Origin of the sequence: Variovorax sp. RO1 (assembly GCF_002849325.1) — a bacterium.
GTDB lineage: Bacteria > Pseudomonadota > Gammaproteobacteria > Burkholderiales > Burkholderiaceae_C > Variovorax.
On the sequence record NZ_PKMT01000002.1, the window covers coordinates 78,113 to 95,731 of the forward strand.

Below are 17,619 nucleotides of genomic sequence, written 5' to 3' on the forward strand. Positions count from 1 at the left end.
CGAAAAGGGAGACATCAGGAACGAGGCGATCAATCAATCGATCAATCGCCCAGCACCTTGCCGAAGGGCTCGTAGCGCGTGCCGTTGAAACGCACCAGCTGCATGCGCTCGATCGGATAGAAGTCCGTCGGCGAGGTCTTCACGTCGATGCCCGGGTAGAGCATCGGCGGGCTGTACTGCAGGTTGGCCGCCACCTTCATGATGTTGGCGCGCGTGAGGTCGTCACCCGCCTTGCGCAGCACCTGCTCCAGCGTCTGCGCCGACGAGTAGCCCAGCACGTTGAGCGAATCGCTCAGGTCGCCCGAGGGGTAGTACTTGCTGAACCAGGTCTTGTAGTCCTCGTACTCCTTGGAGCCCTTCCACATGTCGTCGGCCGGGTCGCGCAGGTAGGTGGCCGAGATCACGCCCACCGCGTTCTCGGGGCCGGCCGGCTTGATCACCGCCGACACCGACACCGACACGCTCGACAGGTACTGCGTGGGCTTCCAGCCGATGTCGGCCGCCTTGCGGATCGCCTGTGCCGCGAACTTGGGCGTGGTGATGCTGAAGAAGGTGTCGGCGCCCGAGGCCTTCAGGTTGACCATCTGGCTGTCGATGGTCGGGTCGGTCACCTCGTAGGTCGACTGCGCCACGATCATCGTCTTGGCCTTGTCGCCGAGCGCTTCGAGAAAGCCCTTCAAGAAGTCCTTGCCGAAGTCGTCGTTCTGCATGAGCACGGCGATCTTCGCGTTGGGCTTCGTGCTCAGGATGTGCTGCGCGTAGATCTTGCCTTCGGTCTGGTACGTGGGCTGCCAGCCCATGGTCCAGGGAAAGGCCTTCGGGTCGCCGAAGCGCGTGGCGCCCGTGGCCACGAACAGCTGCGGCACCTTCTTCGCATTCATGTAGCGCTGGATCGCCAGGTTGTGCGCCGTGCCCAGCGGGCCGAAGAGCACCAGCACCTCGTCTTGTTCCACCAGCTTGCGCGCCTGCTCCACCGTCTTCGAGGGGTTGTAGGCGTCGTCCAGCGAGATGAACGTGACCTTGCGGCCGTTGATGCCGCCTTCGGCATTGAGCTTGGCGAAGTAGCCCGCCGCCGCCTTTCCAATGGTGCCGTAGGCCGAGACCGGGCCCGAGTACGGAACGATGTGGCCGATCTTGATCTCGGTGTCGCTCGCGCCCGGGTCGTAGCGCTTCTGGGCCTGCACCGCGAAGCCGACAGTCAAGCCGAGCGTGGCCGCGAGGCCTGCGCCCAGCAGGCGGCGGCGCGCACTGGGGCGGGCGGAAAAGAGGGAACGTGTCATGGTGTTGTCTCCGTCGTTCTTGTGAAAAAGAAACTCTCGGCCGCGGGCCTCTCACCGGCCCCGTATCGGCCTCTGTCGGACCTCGTGCGGCGTTCGGGCTGGATGGTAGGCAGCGCCTCCGGCGCGTCACATCGTCGGAACGGACGATTGAGAGCGCCCGAGGGTTGCCCCTAGCATGAGCCTCGACACGGAGACAACACGCACCGCCGCGCAACGCGGCGGGCACCGAAGGCAAGCACCGCATGGACCTCACGCTCAATCCCCGCTACGAAGCCTTTCGCGACGCGCTGCGCGCGTTCCTCGCCACGCACGGCCACCGCTCGGCGTTCGCGCGCACCGCCGAACGCCCCGACGCCGACGCCCTCGCATGGCAGCGCCTGCTGCTGGACCACGGCTACGCCGGCCGCACCGTGCCGCGTGACTACGGCGGCCACGGCGCCGCGCCCGACGTGATGGAGGCGCACCTCATCACCGAAGAGTTCGCACGCGCCGGCGCCGCGCCGCCGCTGGGCAACCAGGGCATCTCGATGCTGGTGCCCACCCTGCTCGAGTTGGGCACCGAGGCGCAGCGGCGCGAATGGATCGGCCCCACGCTGCGCGGCGAGGTGGTCTGGTGCCAGGGCTACTCCGAGCCCGGCGCGGGCTCCGACCTGGCCTCGCTGCAGACACGCGCCACCGAAGACGGTGGCGACTTCGTCATCAACGGCCAGAAGATCTGGACCTCGACCGCGCACGTGGCCGACATGATCTTCTGCCTCGTTCGCACCGAGCCCGGCGCCGCGAAGCACGCGGGCATCAGCTACCTGCTGTTCTCGATGAAGACACCCGGCATCGAGGTGCGCCCGCTGAAGACGATGACCGGCCACGCCGAGTTCAACGAGGTCTTCTTCACCGATGTGCGCGTGCCGCAGCACCAGATCGTGGGCCAGCGCGGCGAAGGCTGGAAGGTGGCCAACGCCACGCTCAAACACGAGCGCGGCTCGCTCGGCAACCCCAACCTCACGACCCAGCGCTACCAGGAACTCGCGACGCTGATGCAGACCGAAACCGTCGACGGCTCGCGCCTCATCGACCAGCCCATGCTGCGCGACCGCTTGATGCGGCTGCAGGGCCAGGTGCTGGCGCAGAAGTGCCACGGCCTGCGGCTGCTCACGGCCGCGGCCAACGGCGAAGACCCGGGCCTGGCCGCGCTGGTCGTGAAACTGCAGGGCTGCGAGCTGCGCCACCAGCTGGCCGCGCTCGCCATCGACGCGCTGGGCGAACTGGGCCTCTTGATGCCCGGCAGCGCGCACCTGCGCGCGCAGGCGCTCTGGCAGGAGCGCTACATGTTCGACCTGGGTTTGATCATCGGCGGCGGCACCGCGCAGATCCAGAAAAACATCATCGCGGAGCGCGGGCTCGACATGCCGCGCGAACCACGCCTCGCTTGATCGGTTGAAGGAAAGCACCCCATGGAATTCGCCCTCTCCGCCGACCAGAAGCTGCTGCAGGACAGCCTGCGCCGCGCGCTCGAACGCGCCTGCCCGCTCGATCGCGTGCGCCGCGTCGCAGCCGACGACCTGCCGCTGGACCGCGAGGTCTGGCGCACGCTGTGCGAGGTCGGCGTGCCGGCTTTGCTTGTGCCCGAAACCTTCGGCGGACTCGGCCTCTCGCTGCTCGACGCCGCGCTGGCCGCCGAGGAACTGGGTCGCCATGTCGCGCCCACGCCGTTTCTCGGCACCGCCGTGCTCGCGCCGCTCGCGCTGCGCGAAGCCGGCAGCGCCGCGCAACAGGATGAATGGCTGCCGCGCCTGGCAGCGGGCGAATGCATCGCCGGCGTCGCCATCGCCGAAGCCGTGGCCGGCGCACGCGACGGCGCCGGCGTGACGGCCAGCACCAATGGCACGCTCGACGGCAGCGCGCTCTTCGTGCTCGACGCGGGCGCGGCCGATGTGTTCATCGTCGCCGACCGCGCAGGCGGCCTGCACCTCGTGCGCGCCGATGCACAAGGCCTCACGCGCGGCGCGCTGCGCAGCATCGACGCCACGCGCCCGCTCGGCGAACTGCACTTCGCGCACGTGAAGGCCGAACCGCTGCCCAACGCCAGCCCCGCCACGCTCGCGCGCCTGCGCAGTGCAGGCTGGGCCCTGCTCGCCGCCGACACGCTCGGCGCGGGCGAAGCCATGATCGGCCAGGCCGTGGCCTACGCCAAGGAGCGCCGCCAGTTCGGCCGCGTGATCGCCTCCTTCCAGGCCGTGAAGCACCTGTGCGCCGAGATGGCCGCCGGGCTGGAACCCGGCCGCGCGCTCGTCTGGTACGCGGCCCATGCCTTCGACGCACTGCCCGACGAAGCCGCGCTGCTCGCCGCACACGCCAAGTCGCACCTGAGCGAAACCGGCACCTTCGTCGCCCGCACCGCCACCGAGGTGCATGGCGGCATGGGCATCACCGACCTGCTGGGCCTGCACTACTGGTTCAAGCGCATCGGCTTCAACCGCCAGCTGCTCGGCGGGCCGGAGCGCGTGCGCCACCTTGCCGCCGAAATGCAGGGCCTCGTCGCCGCATGACCTCCCCACCCATGACCAAGACCACATCCCCCGCTCCCCGCATGCTCGAAGGCCTGCGCATCGTCGACCTCACCACGGTGATCTTCGGCCCCTACTGCACGCAGATCCTCGCGGACCTCGGCGCCGAGGTGGTGAAGGTCGAGCCGCCCGAGGGCGACAGCATCCGCATCATCGGCACGCCGCCCGTCACGCCGCTGATGAGCCCCGTGCACCTGCGCCTGAACCGCGGCAAGCGCTCGGTCGTCTGGGACCTGAAGAGCGAGGACGGCCGCGCCGCGATGCGCCGCCTCATCGAGACCAGCGACATCTTCATCCACAACGTGCGCAGCGACGCCATCGCGCGCGCCGGCCTGTCGTACGACGAAGTGCGCGCCATCCGCCCCGACATCGTCTACGTGCACTGCACCGGCTTCGACCAGCGCGGGCCCTATGCCGCGCTGCAGGCCTACGACGACATCATCCAGGCCGCCTCGGGCATCGCCTCGCTGCCGCCCAAGGTCGACGGCAACCCGCAGCCGCGCTACGTGCCGATGACCATGGCCGACAAGGTCTCGGGCCTGCACGCCGCGTACGCCGTGCTCGCCGCCGTGGTGCACCGTCTGCGCACCGGCGAGGGCCAGCAGGTAGAGGTGCCGATGTTCGAATCGCTCGCCAGCTTCAACCTCGTGGAGCACCTGTGCGACAAGACCTTCGTGCCGCCCACCGGCCCCGCGCTGTACCCGCGCCAGATCGACCCCATGCGCCAGCCCATGCGCACGCGCGACGGCTACATCGCCATTGCGCCCTACCTGGACGACCGCTGGCTGCGCTTCTTCGAGGCCACCGGCCACCCCGAAGTGCTCGAAGTGCCCGAGCTGGCCGACAAGGTGCTGCGCCGCAAGAATATGAGCCGCATGTACGAAGCCGCCGCCGCGATCCTGCCCGAGCGCACCACCGCCGAATGGCTCGACATCCTGAAGAAGGCCAACGTGCCCGCGATGCGCGTGAACGACATCGCCGACCTGCCCGACGACCCGCAGCTGCAGGCCGCCGGCCTTTTCCGACAGCGCACGCACCCGACCGAAGGCGCGTATCTTGAGGTGCGCCCGCCGGTGCGCTTCTCGGGCTATGCCTACGCCGACCTGTCGCACGCCGCGACACCCGGCCAGCACAGCGCTGAAGTCGCACGCGAGCTGGGCGTGACCCTGACGACCTCTCTTCCCCGGAGCACCACCTCACCATGAGCATGACTGTCTACGACGCCGTCGCGAGCCGCCGCTCGGTGCGCGAATTTCTCGACCGCCCCGTGCCGCCCGGCGCCATTCGCCGCGTGCTGCAGGCCGCGCTGCGCGCGCCCTCGGGCGGCAACCTGCAACCGTGGCACCTGCACGTGGTGGGCGGCGAGCGACTGAACGACCTCAAGGCCCTCATGCGCACCCGCGTGCAGGAAACGCCCGGCGGCGAAGGCAGCGAGTACGACATCTACCCGCGCGAGCTGGTGGCTCCGTATCGCGACCGCCGCTTCGCCGTCGGCGAGGCGATGTACGCGCGCCTGGGCATTCCGCGCGAGGACAAGGCCGCGCGCCTGAAATGGTTTGCGCGCAACTTCCAGTTCTTCGGCGCGCCGCTCGCACTCTTCTGCACCGTCGACCGCCGCATGGGCCCGCCGCAGTGGTCCGACCTGGGAATGATGTTGCAGAACGTGATGCTGCTGCTGCGCGCCGAGGGCCTGGACAGCTGCCCGCAGGAATGCTGGGCCATCTACCCGCAGACCATCGGCCGCTTCATCGACCTGCCGCCCGAACGCATGCTCTTCACCGGCATGGCCATCGGCTACGCCGACCGCGACAAACCCCTCGACGCCCTCGAGACCGAGCGCGCGCCGCTGAACGACGTGGCCGAGTTCATCGGTATCTAAGAAAAACGAAAAAGGCAGTTGCAGATGGACGATTGGGAAAGCGCCTGGGCGCCGATGGTGGCGCGCGTGGGCGAAGACTTTGCGAACGGCGTGATCCGCTGGGGCGCCGACGTGATCGAGGCCGGCGCCGTGCGCCGCTATGTCGAGGTGCTGGAGTTCGACTGCCCGCTGCACCAGGGCCCCGACGCGGTCGCGCCATCGACCAGCCTCGCCAGCCTCACGCTGCCGCCGATGTGGGCCCCGGGCCAACCGCCCGTGTTCACCAGCGACGCCCGCAACGCCGAGCCCGAGCGCAGCCCGCTCAAGGGCACGCGCCCCGAAGGCATGCCGCCCACCACCGCCTACATGGCGACCGACTACGAAGTCGACTACCTGCAACCCGCGCGCCTGGGCGACCGGCTGGGAAGGCGCGGCAACCGGCTCGTGCGCTGCGAGCCCAAGGCCACAAAGGTAGGGCGCGGCGCGTTCACGACGTGGGAGTACGACATCGTGAACCAGCGCGAAGAGGTGGTGGCCCGCTGCCGCTTCGGCATGTACCACTACCTGCCGCACTAGGTTGCTGATGCAGCAGCCCTTGGCGCTCTGGCGCACTCCCGCCGACGGGGCACCTTGCTCCGCGAATGTCCCCCGCCCTTCGGGCTCCTCCTTGATTTCGCTGCGCAAGGCACCCCATCGACGTGAGCGTCGGGCAGTGCAGTCGTCGATCGCCCGGAACCACGACCGCGCTCAGTGGGCACAGGGCACTGGGTGCTTCCCGCAGCGAAATCAAGGAGGAGGGCGAAGCCCGGGGGACATTCGCGGAGGGAAGTACCCGGTGGCCTGTGCACACGCCCTGAACAAAGACCGCAACCAACGCAGAGCAACAAGATGAACTGGCAAGAACAACGCCGCTGGAACGAAGTCGACGAAGGCGACACGTTGAACCCCGTGCCCTTCCCCCTCACCGTCTACCGCCTCGTGATGGCCGCCGGCGCCAACCGCGACTTCAACGCGATCCACCACAACACCGAGCATGCGCAATCGACCGGCGCCCCCGAGATGTACGCCAACGTGATGCTGCTGCAGGGCATGTGGGAGCGTGCGATTCGCGAGTACATCGGCACCGCCGGCGTGCTGCATGCCATCCGCGGCTTTCGCATGAAGTCGTTCAACACGGCGGGCGACACCGTCACCGTGCGCGGCCAGGTCGAGCGCAAATGGATCGACGACAGCGCCGACGCCGCACACCGCCACCGCCTCGACCTGCGCCTGTGGAGCGAGAACCGCCACGGCGTGTCGGTCGGCCCCGGCCTCGCTGTCGTGAGCCTGCCGCTCTGACATCGCGCCAAGACAGAAAAACCATCGGAGACAAGACAGACATGCACCGCAGCAGATTCACCCGTCGCCACGCCCTCGCGCTGGCAGCCGCCCTGGCCACCGGCAGCGCCTTCGCGCAGCAGCCAGCGACCACCTGGCCCGACAAACCCATCCGCATGATCGTTCCCTACGCAGCGGGCGGCGGCACCGACGTGTTCGCGCGCATCGTTGCCGAGGGCCTGGGCAAGCGGCTCGGCCAGAGCGTCATCGTCGACAACCGCCCCGGCGGCAACGGACAGATCGGCATCACCGCCGTGCAGCGCGCACCGGCCGACGGCTACACCGTGCTGTTCTCGCTGACCTCGATCATCCAGAACCCGCTGCTGTACCCCAACGCCGGCTTCGATCCGTTCAAGGACTTCGTGCCCGTCTCGGAAGCCGGCCGTCTGCCCATCGTCTTCACCGTGAGCAACAAGCTCGGCGTCGACACGCTCGACGGCTTCGTCAAGCTCGCGCGCGCCGCGCCCGGCAAATATTCGTACGGCTCCTACGGCAACGGATCGAGCGCGCACCTGTACGCCGAGGTGCTGCAGGACGCCGCGGGCATCCAGCTGCTGCACGTGCCCTACAAGGGCGAAGCGCCGGCCATCACCGACCTGCTCGGCGGCACCGTCGATGCGGTGTTCGTCTCGGCCAAGGGCGTGGGCCCGCACGTCGCAGCCGGCAAGGTGAAGTCGATCGCCGTGGTCGGCACCGCACGCGCCCCGCTCGCCGCCGGCGTGCCCACCTTCAAGGAACAGGGCTTCGCGGGCATGGAGTCGGTCGGCTGGTTCGGCATCTACCTGCCCGCGGGCACGCCGCAGCCCATCGCGCAGCGCCTCTCGACCGAGGTGGCACAGGTGGTGCAAAGCCCCGAGCAGGCCGCGCGCATCGAAGGCCTCGGTGTGATCCCGGTCGGCAGCACGCCCGCGCAGCTCACCGCCACCATGCGCGCGGACCACGCGCGATGGAAGCAGGTGATCCAGGCCAAGAACATCAAGCTCGATTGAGACCGCACGCCATGAGACGTCTTTCTTCCACGCTCGGCATTGCACTTGCTGCCTTGTTCGCCCTGCCCGCCGCCGCGCAACAGCCACCGGCCGACTACCCCTCGCAACCCGTCACGCTCGTCGTGCCCTTCCCCGCCGGCGGCATCACCGACAACATCGCGCGGCTGGTCGCGCAGGAACTCGGCACCGCCTGGGGCAAGCCCGTCGTCGTCGACAACCGCGTGGGCGCCAGCGGCACCATCGGCGCCGCCGCCGTCGCGCGCGCCCCGAAAGACGGCCACACCGCCCTCTTCACCATCACCACGCATGTGCAGATGCCCGCGCTGCAGCGCAAGCTCTCGTACGACGCGGTGAAAGACTTCGCGGCCGTGTCGCAGATCGGCATCTCGACCTCGGCTCTGGTCGTGACGCCCGACGTGCCCGCGAAAACGCTGGCCGAACTCGTCACGCTGCTCAAGGCCGAGCCCGGCAAGTATTCGTATGGCTCGACCGGCGTGGCGACCACCTCGCACATCTACGGCGAGCTGTTCAAGAAGGAGGCCGGCGTCGACATGCCGCACGTGCCCTACAAGGGCGCCGCGCCCATGGTGACCGACCTGCTCGGCGGCCACATCCGCGTGGCCGTGCTCGACACCGGCACCGCCCTGCCCTACCTGCAAAGCGGCAAGCTGCGCGCGCTGGCGGCACTGGGCACGCAGCGCTCGGCCACGCTGCCGCAGGTACCGACCTTTCAGCAGGCGGGCTATGCGGGCTTCGAGCCCTATGCGTGGATTGCGCTCTTCCTGCCGGCCGGCACGCCGCAACCGCGCGTGGACAAGATGTCGAAGGCCGTCGCGGCCATCATCGCCAAGCCCGAAGTGCAAAAGAAGATGCGCGACATGAACATCGAACCCGTGGGCAGCACGGCCGCCGAGTTTGCCGTGGTGCTGCGCCAGGACGCCGACACCTGGAAGCGCGTGATCGACAAGACCGGCATCCGCCTGGAGGACTGACGCATGACGCCTCCTCCACTTTTTCGCGGCGCCCTCGAAGGCGTCAAGGTGCTCGACCTCTCGTCGGTGGTGCTCGGCCCCCTGGCCAGCCAGATGCTGGCCGACATGGGCGCCGACGTCATCAAGGTCGAGGCGCCGCAGGGCGACCTGGCCCGCTCCGTCGGGCCTGCGCGCCACAAGGGCATGTCGTCGCTGTACCTGTCGTGCAACCGGAACAAGCGCAGCCTCGTGCTCGACCTGAAGCAGCCCGCCGCGCGCGAGGTGCTCGACACGCTGGTGCGCGGCAGCGACGTGCTCGTGCACTCGGTGCGCACCGACGCAGCGGCGCGCATCGGCATCGATGCGGCGCGGCTGTTGGAACTCAACCCGCGCCTCGTGAGCGCACACGTCAAGGGCTTCTCGGACGAGGGGTCGTATGCGGGCCTGCCGGCCTTCGACGACATCATCCAGGCCGCGTCGGGCCTGGCGCAGCTGCAATCGATCTACACCGGCGAGCCGCGCTACATGCCCGCGCTCGTGGCCGACAAGACCACGGCGCTGTACGCGGCATACGCCATCATCACCGCGCTGTTCCACCGCGAACGCAGCGGCCAGGGGCAGGCGGTCGACGTGCCGATGTTCGAGACCATGACCGCCTTCAACATGGTGGAGCACCTGTGGGGCCACACCTTCCAGCCGCCCATCGACGACATGGTCTACGGCTCGATCCGCTCTGGCGTGCGCAAACCCTTCCGCACGGCCGACGGCTACATCGCGCTGGTGCCCTACACCGACGCACAGTGGCTGCGCTTCTTCGAGGTGGTGGGCCGGCCCGAGCTGCGCGAGGACGAACGCTTTGCCACGCTGGCCGCGCGCGTGCGCAACCACACGGTGGTGTTCGGCGAACTCGAACGCGCCACCGGCGCGCGCACCACGGCCGAATGGGTCGCGGCGTTCCGCCAGGCCGACATTCCGGCGATGCCGATCCAGACGCTGCAGCAACTGCCCGACGATCCGCAGCTGAAAGCCAGCGGCCTGTGGCACGACGCCGAGCACCCGACCGAAGGCACGCTGCGTTTTCCCGGCGTGCCTTTCACGCTGTCGGCCACGCCGGGTGGTGTGCAGCGGTTGGCGCCGTCGCTGGGGGAGCACACGGATGAAGTGCTGGGGGAGTTCAGGTTTGAGCAGGCTGCGGTGGATGCGCTGGTGAGCGCGGGCGTGGTGGCGCGGGCCTGAGGGCTTACTTGGGCGGCCGTTGGGGCAGCTTGGCGACCGCGCTGCGCAGTTGCTCCGCGCGCCGGTTGTTGAGTTCCGCGATGCACGCCGCGCGCCGCATGTCAAGCGCGTTGCCGATGGCGCCGCCGCCGATCGATGCGGCGAACGCGCACTGCTCGACCCGGTACTTGGCAAACGCTTTCCCCGAGGCCGCCAGCCTGGCCTTGGCCAGGTTGACGTACTTCGTGTCTTCGTCCCATGTGTCGAAGGCCGCACGCGTTTCGATTTCGGCGCGCCGCAGATCGACCTCGCTCTGCACCTGCCGCTTGCCCAGGCACTCTCTGACGCTCGCCATCGAAAAATGCTCGTCCGAGCATTGAGCCCGGATTTCCTTCTCGCTCTGGACCCCGCGGTTCGGTTCTGCGCCGGCGGCGAGCGCAAGGGTGGACGCCAGGAGAAAAATGAAGGAGCGCACTGTCATGTCTTTCAATGGCGGATCAGGCCGAGCGTGATGTCGAGTTTACGGAGATAGACGTCGTCGCCTTCTGCGTTGTAGCGCAGGGAAATCAGCTCCGCCGAGAGCGGCCGCCAGCCGGTGATGACGCGCTGGACCGAGGCCCTTTGGCACTTCAAGGTCTGACCTGGACGCAAGATGTCGGCGGTCGGGTTCAGTCGTCTCATCGACTCGACCGTGGAGCCGTGGGCCTTGGCGATCTTGTCGAGGCTGTCACCGGGCTTCACGACGACCTCGAAGACTGAAGCGCCGGGATGCGGCACGCTGCGATGCTCGTAGTGCGCCATCCGCATCAGCAGGTAGCCGATGCCGGCCCGGATATTGTGCGCGGGAACCGTGCGCACGGACAAGGTGGTGAGCCGGTCTTTCCAGAGCGTCGGCAGGATCAGGCTGCCGCCTTCGTTGCCGTGCAGCAGCGAGTCCATCCCGGGGTCTCCAACGACACCGATCTGCATCGGCTTGATGTGCCACTCCGGATTGCCCGCCCCCGACTCAACCCAGATGATCGCCTTGATCGTCCGCCAGTCCAATGGACGGTAGCCGGGTGTGGTCGCCAGATGCTGGTTGAAATCACTGACTGCCGACTGAATCTCGCGGTCCCAGAGGTTCCATCGCGCATCACCGGGCGCGCGATCCACGCCCTCTTTCCACTTGTCGAACCCGCTCTTCGGCGCTGCCTGTGTAGCCACAACCACTCCCCCTTTTGATCGTTTCTTTTCGGTCCAAACGATTCTGCGCAGGGGACAGCAAAGCGCCAGCGGTATGTAAATTTCGCGCCGCATGTATCGCGCATTTACAGGGCCGCCGAACACACCTGTATGCCCAGCCCCGCGAGATAAGCGCGGGCGCTTGCAAACAGGCGCTGTCTCGAATTATTCGAGCTTCAGGTTCATGTCCTTGATCAGCCGCGACCACAGCAGGTTCTCGCGCCTGACCGCCGCCATCAACTCACCCGGCCCTTCACCCGAAGGCTCCAGCCCCAGACCGATCATCCGTTCCTGAAGATCAGGCTGCGCCACGGCCTTTCGCACCGCGCCGGCCAGCTTGTCGATGGCCGGCTGCGGCGTGCCCGTGGGCGCGAAGAAGCCCCAGAAGCCGCCGTGCTCGTAGCCCTTGAAGCCCTGCTCGGTGAAGGTGGGAGTCTGCGGCGCGAGCGGCATGCGGCGTGTGCCGAACACGCCGAGCAATTTCGCGCGGCCCGACTTCGCATGCGGCAGCGCTTCGCCCATGGTGACGAAGCCGCCTTGCACCTGGCCGCCGAGGATGTCGATCATCAGCGGCGCGCCGCCCTTGTAGGGCACGTGCGTCATCTGCAGGCCTTCGTCGCGCATCAGCTTCTCGCCGTAGAGGTGGCCCGACGAGCCCTGCCCCGCCGAGCCGAAGCTCAGCTTGCCGGGCTGCGCCTTGGCCATGGCGACGAACTCGCGCATGCTCTTCGCGGGCACGCCCTCGCCCACCGCGAACACGAGCAGGCCGTAGTTCGACAGCGACACGGGCGCGAAGTCCTTGAACACGTCGTAGCCCGGCTTGGCCATCAGCAGCGGCGCGAGCACGAAGGAGTTGACCGCGAACAGCAGCGTGTGCCCATCGGCCGGCGCCTTGGCCACGAAGGACGCGGCAATGGCACCGTTGGCACCGGGCTTCGGGTCGATGAGCACCGGCTGGCCCAGCGGCTTGGCGATGCGTTCGCCGATGGTGCGTGCGATGCCGTCGACCAGCCCGCCTGCCGCCGACGACACGATGACCTTGATCGGCTGGGTCGGGTAGGTGTCGGCCGCCTGCGCCTTCGGCAGGGCACCGAGCGCGGGGGCCAGAAGCCCGCTCGCGCCCCATTGCGCGAATCGACGTCGTTGCAGCATGAAGATGTCTCCTGTTGGTTTTCTCGAAAGATGAAGTTCTGCTCAGCCGGCGGCGCCCCACACGGCCAGCGCATCGAGCGCCTCGACCGTGCGGCCGTCCACCCGCAGCGGGTTGACTTCGAGCGAGACCAGCTCGGGCCCGAGTGCGAGCGCGGCGTTGCCGATGGCGGCCACGGCTTCGGCGATGGCGTCGCGATCGGCCGCGGGTGCGCCGCGCCAGCCGTCGAGCAGGCGCGCACCGCGCAGCTCGGCCAGCATGTCTTTCACCTCCGCGGGCGTCACGGGCAACAGGCGCAGGCTGGTGTCGCGCAGCGCCTCGACCCAGATGCCGCCGAGCCCCACGGCGAGCGCCGGGCCCCACTGCGGATCGCGCACGGTGCCGACGAACAGCTCGAGCCCGCCTTGGCGCATCGGCGCGACGAGGATGCCGTCGATCTCGGCCTCGGGGCGCGCCGCGCGCACGCGGGCATCCATCGCGAGCCAGGCCGCGCGCACCGCGTCGGCGCCCTGCAGGTTGAGCGCCACGCCGCCGACCTCGGTCTTGTGCGCGATCTGCGCCGAGGCGATCTTCAGCACGACCGGGCCGCCGATTTCTTCGGCGAAGCGCGCGGCCTCGTCGGCGCTGCGCGACAGCCGCACGGGCACCACGGGCACGCCGCGCTGCGAGAGCCACTCGAGCGTCTCGCGCTCCGAACACAAGGGCTGCGTGGGTGGCGCGGCCGGCACCGCGGCAGCAACGCCTTGCGAATGTTGGCGCCGGCGCAGCGTTTCAGACCAGCGGTGCACCGCACCCGCCGCGCTCATCGCGTGGTGGATGCCGCAGGCGATGTGGCGGATGCCGGTCTCGGCGATGAGTTCGCGCGATCGCTCGCTCACCTGCATCACGTAGTGGCTGCAGACGATCGCAGGCACGGGGCTGGCGGCCAGCCCGCGTGCCACCTGCGCGAGCACGGCGCGGTTGAGCGGCGTGTCGTTGGCCGGTGCGTTGGGCACGTCGGCCACGACGATGGCGGCGCCCAGCGCGGGGTCGCGCACCAGCGCTTCAAGCGCGTGGCCGAACAGCTCGGGCTGCAGCATGGCGGCGCCGGTCACGTCCAGCGGGTTCTGCGGCGTGCCGTAGCCCGGCAGCACCTCGCGCAGCGCGGCCTCGGTGGTGGGCGCGAGCGGCGTGAGCACCAGGCCCTCTTCTTCGGCGCGCTCGGCAAAGATCTCGCACATGCCGCCCGACATCGACACGGCCGCGAGCCCGCCGGCCGCGAAGGGCCCGGTCATGCTGGCGAAGGCCGCGGTGAACACCAGGTCTTCGATGGAACGCACGCGCATCAAGCCCAGGCGCTGGCACATGGCGTCGAACACGCGGTCGTCGCCCACCAACGAGCCGGTGTGGGCCTGCGCGGCCTGTGCCGTGATCTCGCTGCTGCCCATCTTCAGCACCACGATGGGCTTGGCCACGGCCAGCGCGCGCTCGGCCGCGGCGGCAAAGCGCTGCGGGTCGCGCACCGTCTCGGCGAACACGGCAATGGAACGCGTGTGCTCGTCGTCCACCAGGTAGTCGATGACCTCGGCGATGTCGATGTCCGACTCGTTGCCGGTCGACACCATGCGGCTCAGGCCGATGCCGTGCACCTGCGCCATGAACGACAGCTGCCCCGCGAGCGCGCCGCTTTGCGACACGATGCCCAGCGTGCCCGCCGGCAGCGGCTCGCGCAGCGAGGCGGTCCACACGGCCGAGCGGTCGACATAGTTGACGAAGCCCAGGCAGTTGGGCCCGAGGATGCGCAGGCCGCGCGATCGCGCCTTGGCCGTGAGCTGGTGCTGGCGCTCGCGGCCTTCCTCGCCGGCTTCGGCGAAGCCCGAGCTCAGCAGCACCGCGTTGCCGATGCCCGCGCGCTGCAGGTCGGCCAGCGCGTCGTCGAGCGCGTCGGCCGGCACCATGAGCAATGCGGTGTCGACCGGCTCGCCGATGGCCTCGGCCGAGGTGGCGGCCGCGATGCCGTGGAAGCTGCCGCCGCGCCGGTTGACCGGGTAGAGCTTGCCCGCGTAGCCCAGCGTGCGCAGGCTGGCGAGCGCTGCGTTGGACCACACCGAGCGCTCGGTGGCGCCGACGAAGGCGATGGCCTTCGGGTGGAGGAAGCAGTGAAGAGAAGAAGAAGAAGAAGAAGAAGAAGAAGAAGTCATGGCAGGAAGGAAGGTCGGATTCAGTCGTCGAGCTTGATGCGCAGGTCGCTCACGAAGCGCTTCTCGTCGGCATAGGTCTTGTGCGCCCAAGCCGTGTAGGCCGAGCTGTCCATGTAGAACTTGACGTAGTCGTTCAGGTCGAGCGTGCGAACGAACTCGGGGTCGTCCACCGCCTTGCGGAAGGCCTCCTGCAGTGCCTGCACCACCTTCGGGTCCATGCCGCGCGGGCCGGCGATGCCCCACGAGCCGTTGGCCACCACGTCGTAGCCCAGCTCCTTCACGGTCGGCACGTTCAGCCGCGTGGGCGAGCGCGCCTCGTTGAAGGTGGCCAGCAGGCGCACGCGCCCGCCCGCCACGGCGGCGCCGAAGCCGGCCTCGGAGACCGCGTCCACATGGCCGCCCATGAGCGCGTTGTACAGCTCGGCCGCGCCCTTGAAGGGAATGAAGTTGAACTTCACGCCGGCCAGCGCCGCCAGCCGCTCCATCGACACGTGCGAAGTGCCGCCGCGCCCGGTGGTGCCGTACGACACCTCGCCCGGCTTGGCCTTGGCCGCGGCCAGCAGCGCGTTCAGGTCTTTCCACGGGGCGTCCTGGCGCACCGTGATGCCCAGCGTGGCGGCCGTCACGTTGGCCACGTAGGTGAAGTCGGTGGCCGGGTCGTAGCTCACCTTCTGCAGGTGCGGCAGCCGGTAGAGCGAGCTCAGCATGAGCGACAGCGTGTAGCCGTCGGGCGCGGCCTTGCGCGCCATGGTGGTCGGCGCCAGCGTGGCGGCCACGCCGGGCTGGTTGAGGATCACGATCTGCTGCTTCAGCTCGCGCGAGGCTGCCAGGGCCAGCGCACGCGCCTGCACGTCGGTGGCGCCGCCCGCGGGGTAGGGCACCAGCAGCGTGATCGGCTGCTTGCCGAACAGGCCCTGGGCGCGCGCCGGCAAGGGCAGCGTGGCGCCTGCGGCGGCCAGCGCGGCGCCGCCGAGCAGGCGGCGGCGGGTGGGGTCGGTGAAGAAAGAAGTCATGGCGCGTCTCCGGTCGGTCGTTCGGTCGAATCTGTCGTTCTTCGGCGATGGTCGCGCGCAGCCCGGCGACGGTCACCGTCGCTTCCGACGACTTTGGCCGCCACAGCGCTTTCGATCCCGTCGCTTCCGACGATGCCGGCGCGGCGCGGCCCTTTCATACTCGGCGCACAACAACGAACCGACCGACGGAGACCGCAGTCCATGGACCTCACCCAGCCCCTGCACAAAGCCCTGCAGGAACGCCCCGGCGCCACCGCCCTCGTGTGCGGCGAGCGCCGCAGCACCTTTGCCCAGTTCGTCGACCGCGTGGCGCGGCTCGCGGCCGTGCTGCAGTCGCTCGGCCTGCAACCCGGCGACCGCGTGGGCCTGCTGGCGCTGAACTCCGACCGCTACGTGGAGTACCTCTACGCCACCTGGTGGGCGGGCGGCGTGATCAACCCCGTCAACATCCGCTGGAGCGCGCGCGAGGTCGCGTACTCGCTGGACGACTGCGACACGCGCATCCTGCTGTCTGACGCGCACTTCGGCGCCGTGGCGCAGCAGCAGCGCGAACTCTCGCGCTCGCTGAAGACGCTCGTGCACTTCGGCGACGGCCCCGCGCCCGAGGGCATGGCCGACGCCGAGGCGCTCATGGCGCAGGCGCAGCCAGTGCCCGACGCGCGGCGCGGCGGCGCCGACCTGGCCGCCGTGATGTACACCGGCGGCACCACCGGCCTGCCCAAGGGCGTGATGCTCACGCACGGCAACCTCTACAGCGGCCAGCTCTCGGCCAACATGGCGGCCACGCGCCCCGCCGAGGCCGTGGGCCTGAACATGGCGCCCATGTTCCACGTGGGCGGCGCCGGCCTCACGCTGCAGCTGATGATGCGGCTGTGCACGCAGGTCATCATTCCGGCCTTCGACGAGGTGAAGGTGCTGGAGGCGATCCAGAACGAGCGCGCCAGCGAGACCTTCATGGTGCCCACCATGCTCAAGCGGCTCATCGAGCATCCACGCTTTGCCGAGTTCGACACCACGCCGCTGCAGCTGGTGCTGTACGGCGCCGCGCCCATCGACGATGCGCTGCTGCTGCAGGCCATCGACAAGCTGCCGCGCGCGGGCTTCTGCCAGCTCTACGGCATGACCGAGCTGTCGCCCGTGGTCACCGTGCTGCCCACGTGGTGTCACCACCCCGACCAGCCGGCCGCGCGCCGCCGCTCGGCCGGGCGGCCCGTGCCGATCGCCGAAGTGCGCATCGTCGACACCGAAGGCCGGCCCGTTCCCAACGGCACCGTCGGCGAGATCGCCGCGCGCGGCCCGATGGTGATGGCCGGCTACTGGAACAAGCCCGAGCAGACCGCCGAGGTGCTGCGCGACGGCTGGATGCACACCGGCGACGGCGGCGTGATGGACTCCGACGGCTTCGTCTACGTGGTCGACCGGCTCAAGGACATGATCGTGAGCGGCGGCGAGAACATCTATTCGGCCGAGGTCGAGAACGCCATCACGCAACTGCCGCAGGTTTCGATGTGCGCCGTGGTCGGCGTGCCCGACGACCAGTGGGGCGAGCGCGTGCATGCCGTGGTCGTGCTGCGCGCCGGCGAAACCCTGAGCGCCGAGACGCTGGTGGCGCACTGCAAGACGCTGATCGCCGGCTACAAGTGCCCGCGCAGCGTGGAGTTTCGCGCCGAGATTCCACTGTCGCCGGCGGGGAAGATGCTCAAGTACAAGCTGCGCGAGCCGCACTGGGAAGGGCGCGCGCGCAAGGTGGGGTGACGCGCCGGCGGGTGTGTGCGGATGTGTGCGGGTGTGTTTCACCTGC

The 17,619-nt window shown here is 69.1% G+C and carries 16 protein-coding genes; 10 read left to right on the plus strand and 6 right to left on the minus strand.

The window, feature by feature from the left end:
- Nucleotides 1-41 precede the first annotated feature (41 nt).
- The gene (locus tag CY658_RS11525; RefSeq protein WP_101490376.1) at nucleotides 42-1,280 is read right to left on the minus strand and encodes an ABC transporter substrate-binding protein; all 1,239 of its coding nucleotides are present in this window, start codon (nucleotides 1,278-1,280) and stop codon (nucleotides 42-44) included.
- 242 nt (nucleotides 1,281-1,522) lie between these two features.
- On the opposite strand from CY658_RS11525, the gene CY658_RS11530 reads away from it, so the two are divergent.
- The 9 genes from CY658_RS11530 (at nucleotide 1,523) to CY658_RS11570 (ending at nucleotide 10,275) form a co-directional block, all read left to right on the plus strand.
- Entirely contained in the window at nucleotides 1,523-2,710 is a 1,188-nt protein-coding gene (locus CY658_RS11530; RefSeq protein WP_101490377.1) for an acyl-CoA dehydrogenase family protein, read from the plus strand.
- Between the two features lie 21 nt (nucleotides 2,711-2,731).
- Nucleotides 2,732-3,826 carry an acyl-CoA dehydrogenase family protein gene (locus CY658_RS11535; RefSeq protein WP_101490378.1) on the plus strand — a complete coding sequence of 365 codons (1,095 nt, stop codon included), beginning with the start codon at nucleotides 2,732-2,734 and terminating at the stop codon, nucleotides 3,824-3,826.
- 11 nt (nucleotides 3,827-3,837) lie between these two features.
- Nucleotides 3,838-5,049 carry a CaiB/BaiF CoA transferase family protein gene (locus tag CY658_RS11540; RefSeq protein WP_101490379.1) on the plus strand — a complete coding sequence of 404 codons (1,212 nt, stop codon included), beginning with the start codon at nucleotides 3,838-3,840 and terminating at the stop codon, nucleotides 5,047-5,049.
- A gap of 2 nt (nucleotides 5,050-5,051) precedes the next feature.
- The gene (locus CY658_RS11545; RefSeq protein WP_101490380.1) at nucleotides 5,052-5,723 is read left to right on the plus strand and encodes a nitroreductase; all 672 of its coding nucleotides are present in this window, start codon (nucleotides 5,052-5,054) and stop codon (nucleotides 5,721-5,723) included.
- Nucleotides 5,724-5,747: 24 nt separating this feature from the next.
- A complete protein-coding gene (locus CY658_RS11550; RefSeq protein ID WP_056577679.1) occupies nucleotides 5,748-6,278 on the plus strand; it encodes a MaoC family dehydratase N-terminal domain-containing protein in 531 nt (176 codons plus the stop codon).
- Nucleotides 6,279-6,590: 312 nt separating this feature from the next.
- The gene (locus CY658_RS11555) at nucleotides 6,591-7,040 is read left to right on the plus strand and encodes an acyl dehydratase (RefSeq protein WP_101490381.1); all 450 of its coding nucleotides are present in this window, start codon (nucleotides 6,591-6,593) and stop codon (nucleotides 7,038-7,040) included.
- 41 nt (nucleotides 7,041-7,081) lie between these two features.
- Complete coding sequence (locus CY658_RS11560) at nucleotides 7,082-8,068, plus strand: Bug family tripartite tricarboxylate transporter substrate binding protein (RefSeq protein WP_101490382.1); 987 nt, start codon at nucleotides 7,082-7,084, stop codon at nucleotides 8,066-8,068.
- A gap of 11 nt (nucleotides 8,069-8,079) precedes the next feature.
- Nucleotides 8,080-9,060: a Bug family tripartite tricarboxylate transporter substrate binding protein gene (locus tag CY658_RS11565; RefSeq protein ID WP_101490383.1), complete on the plus strand. Its 981-nt coding sequence runs from the start codon at nucleotides 8,080-8,082 to the stop codon at nucleotides 9,058-9,060.
- Between the two features lie 3 nt (nucleotides 9,061-9,063).
- The gene (locus CY658_RS11570) at nucleotides 9,064-10,275 is read left to right on the plus strand and encodes a CaiB/BaiF CoA transferase family protein (RefSeq protein ID WP_101490384.1); all 1,212 of its coding nucleotides are present in this window, start codon (nucleotides 9,064-9,066) and stop codon (nucleotides 10,273-10,275) included.
- A gap of 4 nt (nucleotides 10,276-10,279) precedes the next feature.
- Here CY658_RS11570 and CY658_RS11575 read toward each other — a convergent pair whose 3' ends face one another.
- The 5 genes from CY658_RS11575 to CY658_RS11595 form a co-directional block, all read right to left on the minus strand.
- Complete coding sequence (locus CY658_RS11575) at nucleotides 10,280-10,735, minus strand: lysozyme inhibitor LprI family protein (RefSeq protein ID WP_101490385.1); 456 nt, start codon at nucleotides 10,733-10,735, stop codon at nucleotides 10,280-10,282.
- A gap of 5 nt (nucleotides 10,736-10,740) precedes the next feature.
- Nucleotides 10,741-11,550 (minus strand): LysM peptidoglycan-binding domain-containing protein, encoded by an 810-nt coding sequence (locus CY658_RS11580; protein WP_101490386.1) that lies wholly within the window; start codon nucleotides 11,548-11,550, stop codon nucleotides 10,741-10,743.
- A gap of 90 nt (nucleotides 11,551-11,640) precedes the next feature.
- Nucleotides 11,641-12,627, minus strand: coding sequence for a Bug family tripartite tricarboxylate transporter substrate binding protein (locus tag CY658_RS11585; protein WP_101490387.1), 987 nt, complete (start codon nucleotides 12,625-12,627; stop codon nucleotides 11,641-11,643).
- A 42-nt stretch (nucleotides 12,628-12,669) separates the two neighbouring features.
- Nucleotides 12,670-14,805 (minus strand): acetate--CoA ligase family protein, encoded by a 2,136-nt coding sequence (locus CY658_RS11590; protein ID WP_101490388.1) that lies wholly within the window; start codon nucleotides 14,803-14,805, stop codon nucleotides 12,670-12,672.
- 20 nt (nucleotides 14,806-14,825) lie between these two features.
- Entirely contained in the window at nucleotides 14,826-15,818 is a 993-nt protein-coding gene (locus CY658_RS11595) for a tripartite tricarboxylate transporter substrate binding protein (protein ID WP_101490389.1), read from the minus strand.
- Between the two features lie 201 nt (nucleotides 15,819-16,019).
- Between CY658_RS11595 and CY658_RS11600 the strand changes: the two genes are divergently transcribed.
- Complete coding sequence (locus CY658_RS11600) at nucleotides 16,020-17,573, plus strand: acyl-CoA synthetase (RefSeq protein ID WP_101490390.1); 1,554 nt, start codon at nucleotides 16,020-16,022, stop codon at nucleotides 17,571-17,573.
- The last annotated feature ends 46 nt before the right edge of the window (nucleotides 17,574-17,619 follow it).